Source organism: Lysinibacillus sp. DFXJR4, from assembly GCF_057196045.1.
On the sequence record NZ_JBXUNW010000029.1, the window covers coordinates 1 to 20,625 of the forward strand.

Genomic DNA, 20,625 nt, shown 5'->3' on the forward strand with positions numbered 1-20,625 from the left:
AGGATCAAACTCTCCATAAAAGAAATTTGATTAGCTCAAATTGTTTTGCTGGCATCAATTTTGATGTCCAAAATTTTCGTTTCGTTCACTAGCGAAAGCTAGCTAATAAAAAAACTATATTGATTACGTTTTGCTTGTTCAGTTTTCAAGGTTCATTTCATTACCATTTCTCAACAACAACTCTTATAGTATATCGCACTCACAACCATTTGTCAACAATTAATTTTATATTTAAATTTCTTTGTTTTTAAACAGTTATCTTAGCGACTTCTATTACTATACCATAATATTTTTATTATGCAAGCTTTTTATAAAAAAAATATTAAAGCTGTTATTCCAAACACGCCTGGTATACCTAGTATAGCAATAGTTAAGACTGAAAAAAGATTGATAGGTATATTATAGCCTACATACCCTAGACTCATATGAATAACAAATAATAGAAGAAAAGCAAAAGCAAATCTAAACCAAAAAACGGACATTCCTTCTAAAATTTTACCCATTTTAGCATGTCTAATTATTACATAAAGAAAAAGAAGCACTACAGGCACACCAATACTGATAATTACTAACCACGACATCAGGTTTCCCCCTTTGAATGATATAATTATGAAAGTTTATGTTTCCTGTTTTGCTTCTATGAGTTTAAAAGTCTGTTATTTAATTAATACTTTTCGTATTCTAGCTTCTTTAAATAAATAGAAATGAATGCTCTCTGCTGCTTTTCGTTGAGCAATTAAATCTAAATCATAATCATCTAATAAATCTTCAATTAATTTAGCCTGTTGTAGATCTTCTTTGGTTCCTTTTATTAGACTCACAAGCTTGTCATCGAATTCTTTTTTTAACTTTCTTTTACTTCGGAAGAACATATTAATCCCTCACTCATAATTCTCGGCGGCCTTCCATTGCCTTCGATAACGTAACTTCATCTGCATATTCTAAATCTCCACCTACTGGTAGCCCATGGGCAATACGTGTTGTTCGAATACCAGAGGGTTTTACTAGACGGGAAATATACATGGCCGTTGCCTCGCCCTCAATCGTGGAATTCGTAGCTAAAATTAACTCTTGAACTGTTTCATCCTGCAAACGAACTAACAATGAGGCAACATTAATATCCTCTGGACCAATACCATCCATTGGTGATATAGCTCCTTGTAATACATGATACATCCCGTTGTAGTCACGCATTTTTTCCATCGCTATAACATCTTTTGTATCTTGTACAACACAGATAATCGAATGATCTCGTTGCTTATCTGTACAAATATGACACGGATCAACATCAGTTATGTTGCCACATACAGAGCAATAACTTAAATTTCTTTTAGCATCAATAAGTGCCTTAGAAAAGGATAAAACATCATCTTCTTTCATTGTTAACACAAAAAACGCCAGACGAGCCGCGGTTTTCGGCCCGATACCTGGCAGTTTCATAAAACTATCTATTAGTTTCGATATTGGTTCTGGGTAGTACATTTATTTACCTCCTAGAATGGAAGGTTCATGCCTTGAGTGAATTTCCCCATTGTTGCATTTGTTTTCTCTTCTACTTTTTTTAGTGCTTCATTTGTAGCAACAACGATTAAATCTTGAAGCATTTCGATATCATCAGGATCTACTACTGAAGAATCAAGATTCACTTCTACAACTTCACGTTGGCCAGTAACAATTACTTTTACCATACCACCGCCAGCAACACCTTCAAATTGCTCTGCATTTAAGGCTTCTTGTGCTTCCATCATTTCCTTTTGCATTTTTTGCATTTTTTTCATCATACCTTGCATATTTCCCATTCCACGCATAAACATATTCCTCCTAAATGATTAATCTTCCACAATTTCTATAAAATCTTTACCAAACAACTTTTCCGCCTCTGTCACAAGTGGATCTTGTGAGGCAAGTGGCTGAGCATCATCGATAAACGGCTCATCAGGCATTTCTGCCGGTGGTGGCTCTAATAATTCCATCTCCTGCTCGGACACTGTTTGAGATTTTTTCTGCTGTTGCAAACCATGATCACGAATAAACTCTTCACGTAATTTTAACCACGTTTCTTCAGGGGTACAAAGCATTTCATACATTGTACCAGTTTGCCCTGCAATTAATTGTGTGAATTGAGCTTTTAGAGATTGGTTATCAGCAACCATTTGACAATGAATATCATACTTGAATTTTAACACAAAAGCACTTGAAGATGCTGCAACAGGTTCAGCTTCTGCTAAAAGAGCAGATTGTGACTTTTGCATTTGGTTTAACGCTTGGGCCCAAACTGATTTAATCCGATGAACATCCTGTTTTGTTGCATCCTTTAGCACCTCTTGAATCCGCCCTGTTGGTGCTTTATAGCCATTTGGACTTTTAGCTCGTGGTCGTTGTTCTTTAGGTGCTTGCATCTGCTGCACAGGAGCTCCAGCCTGTAGCTGTGCTGACAATTGTTGTACCGTTTGCTCAAGTGCAACTATTTTTTGAGCAAGCTCTGGGCTCAATGCTGCTTCAACTGTAGAAGTTGTTTGACTAACTAGTCCACCCGAAAACTGTACCATTTTAAGTAATGCTGTTTCTAAATAGATTTTTGTATGGTGAGAGAATCGCATTTCTTGCTGTGTTTTCGCTAAAATATCTATGTAGCCGTATAGCAAGTCTGGTGCAAAATCATGTGCTAATGTAAATACACGTTCTTCCGGCGAAACTAGCTCTAATAGTTCGGTCAATTCATCACTTGTTTGTAGCAATAATAAGTCACGGAAAAATGTAATCAAGTCCTCTGAAAGACGAAGTGGATCCTTGCCATCTGCGATAAGCCGTTCTAATAATGCAAGCATTTGAGCAACATCTTTTACTTTTAAGGCTTCTGCTAAGTCATAAAAAACTTCCTGACTAATCGAACCTGTTACAAGTAGTGTATCCTCAAGCTTTAGCTTCTCTCCACTAAAAGAGACAACCTGATCTAATAAACTCAATGCATCACGCATACCGCCAGCAGCAGATTGTGCAATTACCTTCAAACCTTGTTCCTCATACGGTAGCTCAATGTCCTCTAATACAACCTTCATGCGTTCGATAATATCATTAGTTGAAAGTCGTTTGAAATCAAACCGTTGGCAACGTGAGATAATGGTTGCAGGCAATTTATGAGGCTCTGTTGTCGCCAAAATAAAAACAGCATGTGGAGGTGGTTCTTCTAATGTTTTTAAAAGTGCATTGAAAGCACTTGTAGAAAGCATATGCACTTCATCGATAATATACACTTTATATCTACTACTAGCTGGAGCAAAGCGAACTTTCTCGATAATATCACGTATTTCTTCAACTCTAGAATTAGATGCTGCATCAAATTCAATCACATCAGGGTGCGACCCATCTGTAATGCTTAAACAAGTGGCACATTCGTTACACGGCTCGTTCGATGGTGCTCGCTCACAATTCAAAGCTTTTGCAAAAATCTTAGCTGTACTTGTTTTCCCCGTTCCTCTTGGGCCAGAAAACAAATAGGCATGTGTGGTTTTGTTTGCTAGGAGAGCATTTTGTAGCGTTCTTTTGACATGTGCTTGACCAGACATTTCTCGAAATGATTGCGGTCGATACACACGATAAAATGCTTGATACGTCAATGATTTCCTCTCCTTTTCTTCATTAATTATAGAATAGTTCTATTATAACATTTGTCTAATAATAGTGTTATCAATTCAAAAAAATTGAAGCAATACACTGTGTCTTAGATTCATTTAGTTTCTAAATAAGATCATACAAAGTTTTCTCACCTGTTAAAATATAAAAAAAAACGCATCCCGCCTAATGTAGACGGATGCGTTTGAATTGGCAATTTAATGCCGTGCACCTTTCTTTGACAGCCGCACATAAGCGTTACTCTTGTCGTTAGCTCAGATTAGGCAACCCCGCGGCACATGAATAAGACCACTTAATGCTGCTTCCTTCCGGACCTGACATGGTTCATGGGTATCCATTGCGCAGGACCCAATCGTCAACACTACGTGCAAAAGGCAGACCAAACAATACGGACAGCCTCAAAAAAGGAATTCAGTCTCGCTAGAGCGGATTGCGAGTTACAGGACACCGCTACCTTCCCACCTAGCACGGCAATAACTAGTATACTGACTGTTTTCATAAATTGCAACTTAATGCACATAATATTTATGTGGAAACATTTTTCAACAATGTCATTATAAAAATTTCAAAAATCAGTTGACGTGGAATACAAAACATGATAAATTAATTTTTGTCGATAAGACATCAGGTTAATATGGAGGTATACCCAAGTCTGGCTGAAGGGATCGGTCTTGAAAACCGACAGGCGGGTAACACCGCGCGGGGGTTCGAATCCCTCTACCTCCTCCAGTTTTTAAATTCCGACTACATCTGTAGCCGTTTTTTTTTGCCTAAAAATTTGACATAATACATACAGATACCACTTCCACAAAGGTTGTGGTATTTTTTTATTGTTAAGAAGAAAATCAATTTTGCCTTGGCGTAATTGTAGCTGCCGCTTTGCTCTCGATACAAAAAACATTTGCTGAATGAAGATAAATTCATTAATAAGGGAGGATTTTTATGCATTCAAAATATTTAATTTCTCGTGCTTCCCTCACTTGGATTTTTTTAATTGCTATATTAACTGCTATTGGTAGTGAGATTAAAATACTGCCATTTGCTAATACAACTTTTCGCTTTGGATTAGGGACTATTGTTTTCTTTCTATGTACGCTTCTTAGACCAACGCCTTTTATATTAGCTGGTATTATAACCAGCATTGTGACAACAGCTTTTAGGGCCATCATAACTTCTACGACACCTGATGTATCATTAATAGATAGCATCTTTTTACATTTACCAGCAGCAGCATTTTATATACTTTTTGCATTATGTCTACAAATTTTAAATATCCAGCGCTATCGAGAAAAACCGCTAATGCTTGGATTATTAGTTGCATTTAGTGAAGTAATAAGTAATTTAGCTGAACAATTATTTCGTTTTCTTGTTAATTCTTATACTTTTTTACTCGTTCATGATTTACTTATATTGTTAGCTGTTGCTTTATTACGTAGTTTCTTTGTAGTAGGTGTTTATAGCTCCATTTTAATTGCTGAACAAAAAAAACGTGTGCAGGAAATGCTTACTATTGGATCAGATCTTTATGTTGAAACGCTCTATTTAAAAAAATCGATGAATCATATAGAAACAATCACAGCTAGTGGGTTTGATTTATATCGACAGCTAAAATCGCAAGGCTATCGGACTGAAAGCTTACAGGCCTTGCATATTGCCCAGGAAATTCATGAAGTAAAAAAGGATTCACAACGTATCTATGCAGGAATTTCTAAAATTGTAGGGGAAAAGAGCTTTGGCCCCTTTAGAATGTCAGAATTATTACATTATATCGAGGATGGTAACAGAAAGTACAGCGAACTATTGGGAAAGGAAATTCACTTTAAAGTAAGTATAGATATGGACTTTCAAACAAAAGAACATATTGCATTACTAGCACTTTTAAACAATCTAACAGCAAATGCTATTGAAGCTATTGAAGATCAAGGTGTTATTTCTATTGCCATTAAACAACAACTGGGCGATATTGTAATCACAGTTTGTGATAATGGAAAAGGCATATCACAAGGTGATACCACTATTATTTTTGAGCCTGGATATACCACTAAATACAATATGGAAGGTGTCGCCGCAACCGGTATTGGACTTTCGCATGTTGCTGAATTAGTAAATAAATTAAATGGCTTCATAACCGTTGAATCAAACAATCAAAACACAATGTTTAAAATTACTGTTCCTACACAAACTATTCAAACGGGAGAGACTTAAATGAGGTATTTTATTGTAGATGATGATCGTGCAAGTCGGGTCATGTTAAAAACTATTATTGAAGATAGCGGGCTAGGTACTGTTATTGGCGAAGCTCGTAATGGGGAGGATGCTATCCCACAAATTTTAATGACACAGCCAGAGTTTGTACTAATCGATTTACTGATGCCAAAGCTTGATGGAATTGCAACAGTTGAACATCTAACTCAAAATCGTTTTGAGGGACAGTTTATCATGATTTCTCAGGTAGTCAATAAGGAAATGGTTGGTGAGGCATATGAACAAGGAATTGAGTTCTTTATTCATAAACCTATAAATCGTATTGAGGTTGAGAATGTTTTACGAAAAACAACAGAACAATTTCGCCTAAAAAATTCCCTATTGGTCATTCGTCAATCACTGACAAATATTGATTTGAGTGAGCAAATAAATCAGAAAGCCACATCACGTGATCATATTCAATCAATCTTAAACGATATGGGCATTGTGGGTGAAATTGGCAGTGAGGATATTATAGCTATCATTGAAACCTTGCTTGCTCATCAACACAAGATAGCCCCCCTACCTCCATTAAAAGAGCTTTATGAGGAAATTGCAGCGGTTACAAAGACCACACCTGATGAAATCTTGAAAGAAAGTAAAGCAATCGAACAACGTGTACGTCGTACAATATTAGCTGCCATGATTAACCTTGCTAATTTAGGTGTCGTTGATTATACAAACTCTGAATTTGAATATTATGCGCCTCGATACTTTGATTTTAAGGAAATTCGTCAGCTTATGACGCAGATAGAAGATCATGAAAATCGTAAAGCAAAGGTAAATATTAAGAAGTTTATTCAGGTACTATATTCAGACATTTTAACAAAAGTAAATTAATTTTCTCGGATTTTGTCGGATTCCATAAGTCCTCCGTATTATTAAAGTAAGGCTAGTCCTAAAAATTTAATATTAGGGGGTACAAAGGGTTTGAAAAAGAAATTTAAAATCAGTTTAGCCGCTCAAATTTTAATTGGTTTGATTTTAGGGATTATTGTTGGGGGTATCTTTTATGGAAACCCCAAAATTGAAACATATTTACAACCTTTAGGGGATATCTTTTTACATCTAATTAAGATGATTGTTGTACCAATTATTATTTCAACTTTAATCGTTGGTGTTGCTGGAACTGGAGACATGAAACAGCTTGGACGATTAGGCGGGAAATCAATTATTTACTTTGAAATTATTACAACTGTAGCTATTATAGTTGGTTTACTTTCCGCAAACTTGTTCCAACCAGGCGCTGGTCTAAACATGAACGAGCTTTCTCAAGGGGACATTTCCAAATATGTTTCAACTACAGAACAAGTACAGCATGAGGGACCATTTGATATTATAGTGGGTATAGTACCAACAAATATCATTCAGTCTATGGCTGAAGGTAATATGCTTGCTATTATCTTTTTCTCTGTAATTTTTGGATTAGGAGTTGCTGCTATTGGCGAACGAGGTAAACCAGTTTTAGACTTCTTCCAAGGGGTAGCAGATACTATGTTCTGGGTAACAAACCTTGTAATGAAATTTGCGCCATTTGGGGTATTTGGTTTAATTGGTGTAACCGTTTCCAAATATGGATTCGCTTCATTAATACCACTAGGTAAACTTGCCATACTTGTTTATGCAACTATGCTATTCTTTATCTTTGTCGTTCTTGGACTTGTGGCAAAATTTGCAGGTATCAACATCTTCTACTTAATTAAAGTATTAAAAGATGAGCTAATTTTAGCGTTCTCAACTGCAAGTTCTGAAGCTGTTCTCCCACGAATTATGATGAAAATGGAGAAATTAGGTGCTCCAAAGGATATCGTTTCCTTTGTTATTCCAACCGGTTATTCCTTTAACTTAGATGGTTCTACACTGTATCAGGCGATTGCAGCATTATTTATTGCTCAAATGTATGGTATTCATCTAAGCATTGGAGAGCAAATTACGTTAATGCTTGTTTTAATGGTTACATCTAAAGGAATCGCGGGCGTTCCAGGGGTGTCGTTCGTAGTACTTTTAGCAACATTAGGTACTGTCGGTATTCCACTTGAAGGTTTAGCATTTATCGCAGGTATTGACCGTATCCTTGATATGGGACGTACAGTTGTTAACGTTATTGGTAACTCATTAGCGTCATTAGTAATGGCAAAATGGGAAGGCCGTTTCGATACAGAGAAAATGAAAAATTACTTTAAAGATAACGAAAACTTAGCGTAAAAAGTTAAAAAAATCCTCACGATGTATGGATGGCATCGTGAGGATTTTTTTAATTTGATCAATTATGCCTCGGCATAATTGCGTCCGAAATCGGCTTTGTGTTGCACAAAGAACTCCTTTCCGATTCCGTGCTTTAACTTCTTTCAGTTTCTGAAGAAGTTAAAACTTTATCTAAATAAGCAATGATTGATTCCTTACCATTTACATGTGCCTCTTGTGCACGTACTTCATCTTTTTCCAGTTTTGCCTCCGCTGCCATTACAATCCGTTCGGCATCCTCCTGTGGCACTACAACTACACCATCCACATCCCCAATAATATAATCACCAGGATGGACAGTAACGCCTCCTATAGAGATGGGAATATTAACTTTACCACCACCATTTTTATTACCAGCAGCTACCGTTGTCCCTAAGGAGAATACAGGGAAGTCTAGCTCTCGAATGGCTGCGATATCTCGAATAACGCCATCCACAACGAACCCTTGTACACCTATGCCCTTTGCTAAAGAAATAACAAAATCTCCAGCAACAGCTCGATTCGTATTGCCTTTCGCATCGATTACCAAAATATCACCTTCATTAGCAGCTCGAATAGCTTCTAACACTGCACCATTTTCACCATCTGGTAAACGCACAGTGACCGCGCGCCCCGCTAGTTTAAAATGATCTGCTAAAGGCTTAATATCACTACGTAAATTTGTGTGTCCGCCAGTTGCATCTGAAACCGCTGTTGTAGGTAAATGCTTAAAACTTATTTCCACCTTTGTCATACATAACACCCCTATTATGAATATATGAAAGACTTACATAATTATTGTAAATAAAAATCATATACTATTTCAATATATTTCAGAAAATTGCGGAAATAAAACATTTGAATATAGTACTGTTAGGACAATATCGCATTTGTTTTATCAAAATGCGCCATCCATTAGGAATAAACTTATTTTTCTATCAAATGACGCTAACTTTCATTAAACGATTTCGATAAAATGCTTTGATTGCTCGTCTAACGCCTCTGCAGCACTTGCAATTTCAGAAAAATCATTGGTTGTCACTGAAATTTGTCCATTTGTTTTTTCAACTTTTTCAGCTATTCGTGTAATACTTTCTGTGACTTGCCCTATTTCTCGTTCTATGCCCTCAACATTATCCTTTACTTCAGAGATAGATTGCTCAACTCTTATAGATAGCTTTCTCACTTCTTTTGCTACAACATCAAAGCCTCGACCATACTCTCCTGCTCTAGCTGCTTCAATTGCTGCATTTAATGCCAGTAAATTTGTCTGAGAAGCAATTTCTTGAATAGTTTTCACAATACCTTTTATAGACTCGGCTTGCTTTTGAAGCTGTCCGAGATTTTTTACATTATCGGCGGACTCTTTTGATATTTCCCTTATAGTCTTCAGTAAGCCTTCACTATTCCGAATACCAGCCTCTGAACGGCTATGAAGTTCCTTTGACATCCCTTTTAATATCTCAGCCACGCTTACAATCTCATTTTGACGGTCTGTAATATTTGTAGCAATTTTAGAAACGCCAATCACCTTTCTCGAATTATTTGCAAAGACCGGCATATAGGTTGCTTCAAGCCAAACTCTATTTCTGTTCGCATCCAATCTTTCAATTTTATCTTGATAGCTATTACCAGAGGTCAAATTCCGCCAAAATTTTTCGTACTCTGTACTTTTAACAAACTCTGGTAAACATAAATCTTTATGATCTTTTCCAATCATTTCTTCTACTTTATAGCCTAATGTTTGAGCAAAAAGTGAATTTACATAGGCTACTTTACGTTCCATATCAAACCGAATAATTGCAATATTCCGTTCAATTGCCTGCACTACTAAATCATCTGTTACTTGTGTATCGATTTTCTGCATAATCTACACCTCTTAAAAAGATTTATTTTTACTAAAAATTTATTTTTTTCCATTTTAGCTCCTTGTTAATCTTTGCAGAAAAAACATGGGCAATCATTACCCATGTTTTAATAACTGTAATACTTCTTCTGATGTAGTAGCTACATGAATTAATGACTTTTGTTCGGCGCGAATAAATCCTTCTTCAAGCATCTGCTTAAAATGCTGTAAAAGGGCATCATAAAAACCATTTACATTATATAAAATTACTGGCTTTTCATGTAGTCCAATTTGTGCCCATGTAAAGACTTCAAAATACTCATCCATTGTGCCACCACCACCTGGTAATGCTATAAAGGCATCTGCAAGCTCTACCATTTTTGCCTTACGTACATGCATAGACTCAACAAAATGAATTTCTGTTAAAGAGGCATGGGCTAATTCTCGCTTTTGTAAATGTGTTGGCATCACACCAATTACCTCGCCACCAGCGGTTAAAACGGCATCTGCCACTTTTCCCATTAGCCCACTTTTTGAACCCCCATAGACGACTCCGTGGCCATTTTGAGCCAGCATAGCACCTAATTCGGTTGCCTTTTCTGCATAAATTGGGTTTTTGCCTAAACTGGAACCACAATACACCGCTACTTTTATAATAATCCCTCCTACTTAAAAGACGTGATACAATAGCTATTTATATTGTCTCACGTCTTTTAATCATTTATTTTCTTCAACTTTCTTATTTAGGTAGTTTTAGTGAAAGCCTATTTGCGTAAATGGCTTGTTTGTTTTAGCATATGACTGATACGGCTCACAATTGATTCAATTGCTTCAGGATTTTTTAATAAATCATAATCATTTATATCTAAACGTAAAACTGGACATGAATTAAAGTTGTTGATCCAGTCCTCATAACGTTCATGCATTTCAATCCAATAATCATTTGGTGTCTGCTGCTCCATTGCACGGCCACGCTCTTGTATACGCCCAATGACCGCCTCAATTGGTCCCTCGAGATAAATTAGTAAATCTGGATGAGGAAAGTAAGGTGTCATTACCATTGCATCAAATAAATTTTTATAAGTCTCGTAATCTGTTGGACTCATTGTTCCTTTATCATAGTGCATTTTTGCAAAAATTCCTGTATCTTCATAAATTGAACGATCCTGAATAAATCCACCACCATATTCAAAAATACGCTTTTGCTCCTTAAAACGTTCAGCTAAAAAATACACCTGCAAATGGAAGCTCCATTTTTCAAAGTCCTCATAAAATTTATCTAAATACGGGTTAGTATCTACCTTTTCAAATGACGTACGAAAATTTAGCGCATTTGCTAACGCTTTTGTCATCGTTGATTTTCCTACACCTACAGTACCGGCAATGGTAATGACTGTCTGTGGCGGAATATCGTACTTCTCTCTTAAATTCATTGTTGCAAGCTCCTTTGTTGTAACGTATCCTTTATAATTTGCAAAACATAATTTAAATCATTCGTATTTTTAACGAAGTCAAGTTGGTCTCCATTAAATCGAATGACTGGGATTTCAGGGTGCATTATCTCAAAATGCTCAATAAAAGAATGATAATCTGCCACAAGTTGTTCCATATAATCCCGTGCAATCATTTTTTCGAATTCACGTCCGCGCATTGCAATACGCTTCATCAATGTCTCGACACTAGCATGTAAATAAACAACAACATTAGGGACAGGCATATCCTTCGTTAATATTCTATAAATTTCTTCATATTTATCATACTCCGTTGATGCCAATGTTCGCTTTGCAAATATAAGATTTTTAAAAATATGATAGTCCGCTACTACAGGCTTCTGATGTGCTAAGCGAAACTTTTTAATATCTGTTAATTGTTTATAGCGATTACATAAGAAAAACATTTCAGTTTGGAAGCTCCACTCCTCAATGTTTTCATAAAACTTATTTAGAAAAGGGTTTTCGTCTACTATTTCTTTTAATAGATGGTAATTTAATGTCGTTGCAATCTCTTTAGATAAAGAGGTTTTACCAACACCAATCGGACCTTCTACCGTAACAAATGGAACCGTCACCAGAAGCTCCTCCTTTATGTTCTATGGATTCTATTATCAATTCCCTCTTCGCCTGAGGATATTATATAAATCAGTGCTTTTCATTGTATCATAGTGCGAAAATGAAAGACAGAATCAACGTAACATTTATGTATTCAAAAACGGCCCACCAAGTTAGTGGACCGTTATCAATCATTATAATTTAACACGCTGTAAGCGAAGTGCGTTTAAAACAACTGATACTGAGCTAAAGGCCATCGCTGCGCCTGCAACCCAAGGAGCAAGTAAACCGATTGCAGCAATTGGTATACCTAATGTATTGTAAGCAAATGCCCAAAATAAGTTTTGTTTAATGTTGCGCATAGTTTTACGGCTCATAATGATGGCATCTGCAATACTGTTTAAATCCCCACGAATCAGCGTAATATCTGCTGCTTCCATAGCTACGTCAGTGCCAGTACCGATTGCCATCCCGATATTTGCTGTAGCAAGTGCTGGTGCATCATTAATGCCATCGCCTACCATCGCCACTTTCTTGCCTGTAGCTTGTAGTTTTTTTACTTCATCTGCTTTCCCTTCTGGTAGAACCTCAGCAATAACATGATTCACACCAACCTCAGCTCCGATAGCTCGGGCTGTACGTTCATTATCACCTGTCATCATAATAACTGTAATGCCCATATCTTGTAGACGTCGAACTGCCTCTTTAGATGTTTCTTTAACAGTATCAGCTACTGCTACTAGCCCAGCATATTGACCATTGATCGCAGCTAACATCGCTGTTTTACCATTTTCCTCTAACTGCTCCATTATCGGGAGAATGTCATCGATAGGAATACCATATTGTTGCATCAGTTTACGTGTACCGATTATGACTCCTTGCCCAGATACTGTTGCTTGCACACCATAACCAGGTATGGCTTCAAAAAATTGAATATCTCCTAGATGAATACCACGATCTGTAATGCCTTGAACAATTGCTTCTGCTAATGGATGCTCTGATTGTTTCTCTGCTGCACCAATTAACGATAAAAAGTTTGCCTCGTCTTGATCTGCTGCTAGTATAACGTCAGTTAACACAGGTTTACCGTGTGTTACTGTACCTGTTTTATCAACAACCACCGTATTGATACTTTGCGTTTGCTCTAAATGCTCGCCACCCTTAAATAAAATCCCAAACTCTGCTGCACGACCAGAGCCTGCCATAATTGAGGTTGGTGTTGCTAACCCTAGCGCACATGGACAGGCAATGACAAGAACTGCGATTAAGACTTCTAATGCAGGCGTAAACTCACCCGGTTGTACCCAAAGAATCCAAACTAAAAATGTAATTATCGCAATTCCAACAACAATTGGTACAAATATGCCGGAAATATGATCTGCTAAACGCTGGATTGGTGCCTTTGAGCCCTGAGCATCTTCAACCACTTTAATAATCTGCGCCAAAGCAGTATCACGACCTACTTTTGTTGCTGTCATTTTAATAAAGCCATTTTTATTAATTGTTGAGCCAAATAATACATCACCTTGCTTTTTATCAACAGGAAGACTTTCCCCTGTTAGCATTGACTCATCAACAGCGGTCGTTCCTTCTACAACTTCACCATCAACTGGAATTTTTTCACCTGGTTTTACTAAAATAATGTCACCAATTACTACTTCTTCTAATGGTACTTCTTTCTCAACGTCATCTCGAACAACGACTGCTGTTTTTGCTTGTAGACCCATTAATTTTTTGATTGCCTCAGATGAGCGACCTTTCGCTTTTGCCTCAAATAATTTTCCTAATAGAATTAAAGTAATTAACACTGCACTTGTTTCAAAATAAAGGTGAGGGCCGTGATGGGAACCTACTGTAACAATGGCTTGATAAACACTATAAAAGTAGGCTGCAGATGTACCCATTACTACTAGTACATCCATATTTGCACTACCATTTCGCAAGGCTTTAAAGGCACCCACATAAAATTGTTTCCCTATTATAAATTGAACGGGCGTAGCTAAAATCATTTGTACCCATGGATTCATCAGTATTTCTGGTACATATAAAAACGAAGTAAATGAAAAATGACCAACCATTGTCCAGAGCAATGGTAATGAAAGAATAGCTGATAAAATAAATTTTTGCTGCTGTTGTTTGATTGCCTTTTGACGATGGTCTCCGACTTCTTGTTCTTCAGCTTTTTGATGGGCCTCATAACCTAATTTTTCAACCTTTGCAATGATATCCGCAATGGACACTTCAGATGGGTTAAATTCAATTGTTGCCTTCTCAAGTGCTAAGTTTACATTTGCAGATGAGACACCAGCTAGCTTATTTAATCCTTTTTCTATACGTGTAGCACAGGCTGCACAAGTCATACCCGTAATGTCAAATTCAGTTTTCTGTTTAACAACGCCATAGCCAAGTGCTTCAATTTTCTTTTCAAAATCTACTTCACTTAATTTGGATGAATCGTACTTAATCGTTGATTTTTCAAGCGCCAAATTAACAGTGGCTTGCTCAACACCATCCAATTTATTTAGTCCTTTTTCTATACGCGTAGCGCAGGCTGCACAGGTCATACCTGTTATTTGCAGATTGGCCTCTTTTACTTCTGAACTCATTTCTTTCACCTCTCCTTATACCAATAGGGGGTATATATCATTTAAAATAATAGAGTGCTACTAGAGCACCCTACATATTTTATTTTACATCATAGCCTTGGTCATCAATTGTTTCTTTAATTTGATCTAAAGATACCTTTGCTTCGTCAAATGCAATATCTACTAAGCCTTCTGCTAGGTTGACTTTTACTTGGTCAACGCCAGTTAAAGCTCCCACACTTTTTTCTACTGCATTTACACAGTGTCCACATGACATTCCTTGTACATTTAAAGTAACATTTTGCATAAAATATCTCTCCTCTTTGTTTATATTAAATAGGGGGTATATTATTTTTTCATTAGCTTTTGTATAGTCACCACTAATTCATCCAACACTGCTTCATCACCCTCAGATAAGCGATCGACAACACAGCCCTTTAAATGACCTTCCAATAATATTTTCGCTACACTATTCAAAGCAGACTGTGTGGCAGATAACTGCGTAATAATATCATCACAGTAAACATCTTTTTCAATCATTCCCTTAATGCCGCGAATCTGACCCTCTATACGATTTAAACGAGTTGTTAAATCCTTTTTTACACGTTCAGGATGATGGCTTTTTCGACAAGATGTAACTTCCTCCGTATGACAAGTAGCCTCTTTTGTTGTATCTTCCATTCCATACACCTCCTACTTCACTTTCATCATACTATACCCACGAAGGGTATGTAAAGTAAAAAGTTTTTAATGTTGGTGATCATGAAGAGACGTTTCTGCCTTCAATTGGCATAAAATTGAATTATCATGCTGATGTGCTGCGGTCTCTAATTGAATTGTTACATGCTTAATGCCCTTATGCTCAAGATTATGTTCAATTTCTCGTAAGATATTCTCACTATCCACAATTTTCAACTGATCATCAACCACTGCATGACAGGAAAGTGCATTTGTTCCACTTGTTATTGTCCAAATGTGTAGATCATGTATACTGTGAACACCTTTTGTTTGTTCCATCGTTTGAATAATTTCTTGAATATCGACGTTTGAAGGAGTTCCCTCCATTAAAACATGGACTGCAGCCTTCGTTACATAGTAGCCACTTCTTAATACAAGTAATGCGACAATTACACTTGCCAGCGGATCAGCCCAGCCCCAACCAAAAAACATAATTAGTAGAGCGGCAACAATAGCTCCTACAGATCCCAGCATATCACTTAGCACATGTAAAAATGCACCGCGCATATTTAAATTATCCTTTGTGTCACTGCCTCGCATCATTATCCAAGCTACCAAAATATTGATAAGGAGACCTATCGTACTAATAATGAGCATACCTTTAGTTGCTACTTCTGGCGGATTTGCAAAGCGCTCTATTGACTCGTAGAAAATAAACAATGCTATTAAGATTAATGTTACACCATTTAAAACCGCTGCCAGAATTTCAAAACGTTTGTAACCATATGTTTTACTGTAGCTTGCGGCTTTTTCACCAAACATAAATGCAAGTAATGCTATTGCTAAAGAAATGGAGTCACTTAACATATGTCCTGCATCTGATAAAAGAGCCAAACTATTTGTTAAAAAACCACCAATTGCTTCGATGACCATATATCCCGTAATAATAATAAATGATAAGATTAAAACCTTTTTATTAGCGCCATGTGTATGATCATGGCCGTGATCATGATTATGTCCCATGATTTTTCCCTCCGTTAATTTTAGTTATGTGCAGCATGCTCAATCGCTTGCTTTAGTAGATTCATAATGTGATCGTCATCCTTTGAATAGTATAAGGTCGTTCCCTCTCTTCGAAATTTCACTAAACGTAAATTTTTTAAAAAACGTAATTGATGTGAAACGGTTGATTGCCCTAAATCTAAAATTTCTGCAATGTCATTGACTGAATGTTCGTCTGTACATAATAAATTTAATATACGAATTCTTGTAGGATCACTTAATGCCTTAAAGGTTTGCGATACAACAAAAAGTGTCTCCTCGTCTAAATGCTGATCGTTGTTTACTGGAGTTTCTGTTAATTTTTCATCCATTTAGTTTATCCCCAATCTTTTATATTTATATATGAGCATGTGTTCATATATAAATATATATGGTACTTTTAGGAATGTCAACATTTAAAGTAGCAATTACCAATTAAGCAAGATACACTACTTTATAAGGAGAGATAAGTAGTGGATATTTTCGAAATAGATCGTTTATTTATGAAACAGGCATTAGAAGAAGCAAAGAAAGCCGCTGTACTTGGAGAGGTACCTATCGGAGCTATACTTGTTTACAACGGGGAAATTATTGCAAGGGCCCATAATTTACGGGAAACAACACAAAATGCAACCACACATGCTGAACTGGAGGTTATACAGGAGGCTTGTGAAAAAATTGGTAGCTGGCGTTTAGAAAATACAACACTCTATGTAACGCTTGAACCTTGCCCTATGTGTGCAGGTGCTATTTTACAGTCTCGTGTGCCTCGTGTTGTCTATGGAGCACGGGATTTAAAGGCTGGCTGTGTTGATTCCCTCTATCATCTATTAAATGATGCACGCTTTAATCATGAATGTGAAGTGACTGAAGGTATTTTAGCCGAGGAATGTGGGCAAATATTAACTGATTTTTTCAGGGCTTTACGTGAACGGAAAAAAGCAGAGAAAAAGGCAAGACAGGCTTCTAAAGAAACTTTCACATGAAAGAAGGTGCCTCCAATTGAGACACCTTCTTTTTATAATTATGAGTGTAAAAAACACACTAACCTTCGATAAACATTGCAGTAAAATTGGTTGAGCCACCTACAAAGTTTTGATTTTCACTAAATTTAAGCTTTGTGATGAAGCCAAAAAGCTATTTTAGAAAACCTGGAAGAAGGTATATCTAAAATAGCTTAGGAAAAAATTTTTAGGTGTCCATTTACGGTCTGGAATGCCTATTGCACAGACCTTCCTCGGAGCAGAGTAAACTTTATTTAGGAGCTATTACTTCTTTCCCGCCCATATAAGGTCTTAATACCTCAGGAATTACTACGCTTCCATCCGCTTGCTGATAATTTTCTAGGATAGCCGCTACTGTGCGTCCAATAGCAAGACCTGAGCCGTTTAATGTGTGTACATACTCTGGTTTTGCATTTGCTTCACGACGGAAGCGAATATTTGCTCGACGTGCTTGGAAATCCTCAAAATTAGAGCAAGAAGAGATTTCACGATACATGTTTTGTGCTGGAATCCAAACCTCTAAATCATATTTTTTTGCTGCCGTAAAGCCTAAATCAGCCGTACACATTTTTAGTTTACGGTAAGGTAAGCCAAGTAATTGTAGTACCTTTTCAGCATGACCAGTTAATAGCTCTAGCTGTTCATATGACTCCTCCGGTTTTACAAAGCGCACTAATTCTACTTTGTTAAATTGGTGCTGGCGAATTAAACCACGTGTATCACGTCCCGCAGAGCCTGCCTCTGAACGGAAACATGCACTATATGCAGCAAAGCCCTGCGGCAATGCTTCAACAGATAAAATTTCATCACGATAGAAGTTTGTTACAGGTACCTCTGCCGTTGGAATCATGAAATAATCTGTTTCCTCTACTTTAAATACATCTTCTTCAAATTTAGGAAGATTTCCAGTACCCGTCAAGCTATCACGATTAACAATGACAGGTGGTAGGATTTCCTCATAACCATGCTCCTCTGCATGTAAATCCATCATAAATGTCATTAGCGCACGTTCTAAACGAGCTCCAAGCCCACGATAGAATAAAAATCTACTACCTGTCACTTTTGCTCCACGCTCAAAATCTACAATTTTTAAATCTGTTGCAATATCCCAGTGTGGTTTAATATCAAAATCAAATGTTGGTACCTCACCCCAAGTATATTCCACAACGTTGTCATCCTCTGTTGTGCCCACTGGTACAGATTCATGCGGGATGTTTGGTAAACGCATCATCATATCTTTAAAACGGTCTTCTACATCATTTAATTGGACATCCAGTTCTTTTATTTCATCGCCAACCTGACGCATGCGAGCAATTACTTCATCCGCATTTTCTTTATTACGCTTCATCACAGAAATTTGCTCAGATACTTTATTACGCTCTGCTTTAAGCTCTTCCGTTTTAGCAATTAATTCACGACGCTTGGCATCTAATTCTTCAAAATCATCTAAGTTTCCTAAATCCTCATTACGTGTTAATAGTATTCTTTTAACTTCGGCGAAATTATCACGCACGCGTTTAATATCTAACATCGTTCATACCTCCAGTAGATTCTAGATGATGGGAAATAATAAGTCAGGAGAACACAAAAAAGCCCTCATCCCATAAAAGGGACGAGAGCTACCCGCGTTGCCACCCTAATTGACTAGACATTTAGTCTAATCCACTTATTTCATAACGGCATTTCAGCCGGCGACAGCCTACTTCATTAACTTCGACTGTGCAACTCCAGGACGGATTCACAAGTGTTTTTATCAGCTTTCACCAACCGCTGACTCTCTAAAAAAAACGTGCTTGCTACTACTTCCCATCATCGTGTTCAGTTATTTGAATTTTATCCATACTGTACTATACGTAACGAGATTTTGCAAGTCATACTATAGACGATAAAAAATATTTGAGAATACGTGTATCTTTTGTTAATTCAGGATGAAATGAACAGCCTAATAAATGTCCATCCTGTGCTAAAACAATTTTCCCTTCATGCTCTGCTAGAATTTCAACATCGTCTCCAACAGATACAATATGAGGTGCGCGTATAAAAACAGCAGGGATTGATTTACCTATTTTAGGTATATTGAGGTCTACTTCGAAGCTATCTACCTGTCTTCCATAAGAATTTCTTGCTACTGCTACATTCATGATCGCTAAATGCGGCTCATCATCCACTACTTCATTTGCCAATAAAATTAAACCTGCACAAGTTCCAAACATCGGTAATCCAGTTTTGGCAAGTGTACGAATTGGCTCCAACAGCTCGTATCGATTTAGCAATTTTCGCATTGTTGTACTCTCCCCACCAGGTAGCACAAGTCCATCTAGTTGCTGTAAGTCATTGTGCTGTTTGACCAAGACTACCTCACAGTCTAGAAACTCTAGCATTTGCACATGCTCTCGTACCGCTCCTTGCAATGCTAATACACCAATTCGTTTCATGTTACCAGCCTCGCTCTTGCATACGCTCATTTTGACTGAGCTGTGCAATATCAATGCCTTTCATCGGAACCCCTAGCTCTTTTGATATTTCTGCTAGAAGCTTAAAATCCTTATAATGTGTCGTAGCCTCTACAATTGCTTTTGCAAACTTCTCTGGGTTTTCTGATTTAAAAATACCTGAACCAACGAACACACCATCAGCCCCGAGCTCCATCATTAAGGCAGCATCAGCCGGCGTAGCGACACCACCAGCTGCAAAGTTTACAACTGGTAAACGCCCATTTCGTTTAATTTCTCTTAATAATTCAAATGGTGCTCCAAGTACTTTAGCCTCTGTCATGAGTTCATCCTCTGTCATACCAACTACCTTACGAACTTGCGCATTCACTTTACGAATATGACGCACAGCCTCTACAATATTCCCTGTTCCTGGTTCACCTTTAGTTCGCAGCATTGAAGCTCCCTCACCAATACGTCGAGCAGCTTCTCCTAAATCGCGGCAGCCGCAAACAAATGGTACAGTGTACTCACTTTTTAATAAATGAAACTCTTCATCTGCAGGTGTTAATACTTCGCTTTCATCGATATAATCAACACCCATTGCCTCTAAAATTCTTGCTTCGACTATATGCCCTATACGTGCCTTAGCCATTACTGGAATGGAGACAGCCCCCATAACCTCCTCAACAATTCGAGGATCAGCCATCCGTGCAACACCGCCCGCTTTACGAATATCTGATGGGACCCTTTCTAATGCCATAACAGCTACAGCTCCTGCTTCTTCAGCAATTTTCGCCTGCTCAGCATTTATTACGTCCATAATGACGCCACCCTTTTGCATTTCCGCCATTCCTCTTTTTACTAGCTCTGTTCCTGTCTGTTTCATAT

The 20,625-nt window shown here is 37.3% G+C and carries 22 protein-coding genes, 1 tRNA gene, 1 other RNA gene and 1 other annotated feature; of the genes, 5 read left to right on the forward strand and 19 right to left on the reverse strand.

Annotated features, from left to right (window positions below; translation table 11 throughout):
• Positions 1-308 precede the first annotated feature (308 nt).
• From AC2CGN_RS24905 to ffs, 6 genes are all read right to left on the reverse strand, one after another.
• Entirely contained in the window at positions 309-581 is a 273-nt protein-coding gene (locus tag AC2CGN_RS24905) for a pro-sigmaK processing inhibitor BofA family protein (protein ID WP_484516870.1), read from the reverse strand.
• Between the two features lie 75 nt (positions 582-656).
• A complete protein-coding gene (locus AC2CGN_RS24910) occupies positions 657-872 on the reverse strand; it encodes a YaaL family protein (RefSeq protein WP_484516871.1) in 216 nt (71 codons plus the stop codon).
• 13 nt (positions 873-885) lie between these two features.
• Complete coding sequence (gene recR / locus AC2CGN_RS24915; RefSeq protein ID WP_429983582.1) at positions 886-1,482, reverse strand: recombination mediator RecR; 597 nt, start codon at positions 1,480-1,482, stop codon at positions 886-888.
• Between the two features lie 11 nt (positions 1,483-1,493).
• Positions 1,494-1,808, reverse strand: coding sequence for a YbaB/EbfC family nucleoid-associated protein (locus AC2CGN_RS24920; protein WP_429983581.1), 315 nt, complete (start codon positions 1,806-1,808; stop codon positions 1,494-1,496).
• A gap of 21 nt (positions 1,809-1,829) precedes the next feature.
• The gene (gene dnaX, locus AC2CGN_RS24925; protein ID WP_484516872.1) at positions 1,830-3,617 is read right to left on the reverse strand and encodes a DNA polymerase III subunit gamma/tau; all 1,788 of its coding nucleotides are present in this window, start codon (positions 3,615-3,617) and stop codon (positions 1,830-1,832) included.
• Positions 3,618-3,836: 219 nt separating this feature from the next.
• Positions 3,837-4,104: signal recognition particle sRNA large type (gene ffs, locus AC2CGN_RS24930), an RNA gene on the reverse strand.
• A gap of 165 nt (positions 4,105-4,269) precedes the next feature.
• Here ffs and AC2CGN_RS24935 point away from each other — a divergent pair.
• The 4 genes from AC2CGN_RS24935 to AC2CGN_RS24950 all read left to right on the forward strand — a co-directional run bounded on the left by AC2CGN_RS24935 (position 4,270) and on the right by AC2CGN_RS24950 (position 8,082).
• Positions 4,270-4,362 (forward strand) — tRNA-Ser (locus AC2CGN_RS24935).
• A gap of 213 nt (positions 4,363-4,575) precedes the next feature.
• A complete protein-coding gene (locus AC2CGN_RS24940; protein WP_484516873.1) occupies positions 4,576-5,838 on the forward strand; it encodes an ATP-binding protein in 1,263 nt (420 codons plus the stop codon).
• The gene (locus AC2CGN_RS24945; RefSeq protein ID WP_054772368.1) at positions 5,839-6,717 is read left to right on the forward strand and encodes a response regulator; all 879 of its coding nucleotides are present in this window, start codon (positions 5,839-5,841) and stop codon (positions 6,715-6,717) included. It abuts the gene before it with no gap.
• 90 nt (positions 6,718-6,807) lie between these two features.
• Complete coding sequence (locus AC2CGN_RS24950) at positions 6,808-8,082, forward strand: cation:dicarboxylate symporter family transporter (protein WP_286925843.1); 1,275 nt, start codon at positions 6,808-6,810, stop codon at positions 8,080-8,082.
• Between the two features lie 133 nt (positions 8,083-8,215).
• Here AC2CGN_RS24950 and AC2CGN_RS24955 read toward each other — a convergent pair whose 3' ends face one another.
• From AC2CGN_RS24955 to AC2CGN_RS25000, 10 genes are all read right to left on the reverse strand, one after another.
• On the reverse strand, positions 8,216-8,854 hold the full coding sequence (locus AC2CGN_RS24955) for an RraA family protein (RefSeq protein WP_429983577.1): 639 nt from the start codon (positions 8,852-8,854) through the stop codon (positions 8,216-8,218).
• A 204-nt stretch (positions 8,855-9,058) separates the two neighbouring features.
• Positions 9,059-9,967 (reverse strand): methyl-accepting chemotaxis protein, encoded by a 909-nt coding sequence (locus AC2CGN_RS24960; RefSeq protein ID WP_429983576.1) that lies wholly within the window; start codon positions 9,965-9,967, stop codon positions 9,059-9,061.
• 96 nt (positions 9,968-10,063) lie between these two features.
• Entirely contained in the window at positions 10,064-10,588 is a 525-nt protein-coding gene (locus tag AC2CGN_RS24965; protein WP_286925840.1) for an LOG family protein, read from the reverse strand.
• 122 nt (positions 10,589-10,710) lie between these two features.
• Positions 10,711-11,379: a deoxynucleoside kinase gene (locus tag AC2CGN_RS24970; protein WP_429983574.1), complete on the reverse strand. Its 669-nt coding sequence runs from the start codon at positions 11,377-11,379 to the stop codon at positions 10,711-10,713.
• Entirely contained in the window at positions 11,376-12,014 is a 639-nt protein-coding gene (locus AC2CGN_RS24975) for a deoxynucleoside kinase (protein WP_283870232.1), read from the reverse strand. The genes AC2CGN_RS24970 and AC2CGN_RS24975 overlap by 4 nt, the downstream gene beginning before the upstream one ends.
• Positions 12,015-12,188: 174 nt before the next feature.
• Positions 12,189-14,600: a heavy metal translocating P-type ATPase gene (locus tag AC2CGN_RS24980; protein WP_484516878.1), complete on the reverse strand. Its 2,412-nt coding sequence runs from the start codon at positions 14,598-14,600 to the stop codon at positions 12,189-12,191.
• A 79-nt stretch (positions 14,601-14,679) separates the two neighbouring features.
• Entirely contained in the window at positions 14,680-14,886 is a 207-nt protein-coding gene (gene copZ, locus AC2CGN_RS24985; protein ID WP_369594218.1) for a copper chaperone CopZ, read from the reverse strand.
• A gap of 41 nt (positions 14,887-14,927) precedes the next feature.
• Positions 14,928-15,260: a metal-sensitive transcriptional regulator gene (locus AC2CGN_RS24990; protein WP_283870229.1), complete on the reverse strand. Its 333-nt coding sequence runs from the start codon at positions 15,258-15,260 to the stop codon at positions 14,928-14,930.
• A 66-nt stretch (positions 15,261-15,326) separates the two neighbouring features.
• Entirely contained in the window at positions 15,327-16,280 is a 954-nt protein-coding gene (locus tag AC2CGN_RS24995) for a cation diffusion facilitator family transporter (RefSeq protein WP_484516881.1), read from the reverse strand.
• 20 nt (positions 16,281-16,300) lie between these two features.
• Positions 16,301-16,630 carry an ArsR/SmtB family transcription factor gene (locus AC2CGN_RS25000; RefSeq protein ID WP_283870227.1) on the reverse strand — a complete coding sequence of 110 codons (330 nt, stop codon included), beginning with the start codon at positions 16,628-16,630 and terminating at the stop codon, positions 16,301-16,303.
• 141 nt (positions 16,631-16,771) lie between these two features.
• On the opposite strand from AC2CGN_RS25000, the gene tadA reads away from it, so the two are divergent.
• A complete protein-coding gene (tadA, locus tag AC2CGN_RS25005) occupies positions 16,772-17,284 on the forward strand; it encodes a tRNA adenosine(34) deaminase TadA (protein ID WP_429983572.1) in 513 nt (170 codons plus the stop codon).
• A 268-nt stretch (positions 17,285-17,552) separates the two neighbouring features.
• On the opposite strand, the gene serS is transcribed toward tadA, so the two are convergent.
• From serS to pdxS, 3 genes are all read right to left on the reverse strand, one after another.
• A complete protein-coding gene (gene serS, locus AC2CGN_RS25010; protein WP_429983571.1) occupies positions 17,553-18,833 on the reverse strand; it encodes a serine--tRNA ligase in 1,281 nt (426 codons plus the stop codon).
• 74 nt (positions 18,834-18,907) lie between these two features.
• Positions 18,908-19,124 (reverse strand) — a binding site (T-box leader).
• Between the two features lie 49 nt (positions 19,125-19,173).
• Positions 19,174-19,737: a pyridoxal 5'-phosphate synthase glutaminase subunit PdxT gene (pdxT, locus tag AC2CGN_RS25015; protein ID WP_484516884.1), complete on the reverse strand. Its 564-nt coding sequence runs from the start codon at positions 19,735-19,737 to the stop codon at positions 19,174-19,176.
• A gap of 1 nt (position 19,738) precedes the next feature.
• Positions 19,739-20,623, reverse strand: coding sequence for a pyridoxal 5'-phosphate synthase lyase subunit PdxS (gene pdxS, locus AC2CGN_RS25020; RefSeq protein WP_429983569.1), 885 nt, complete (start codon positions 20,621-20,623; stop codon positions 19,739-19,741).
• Positions 20,624-20,625: the final 2 nt, after the last annotated feature.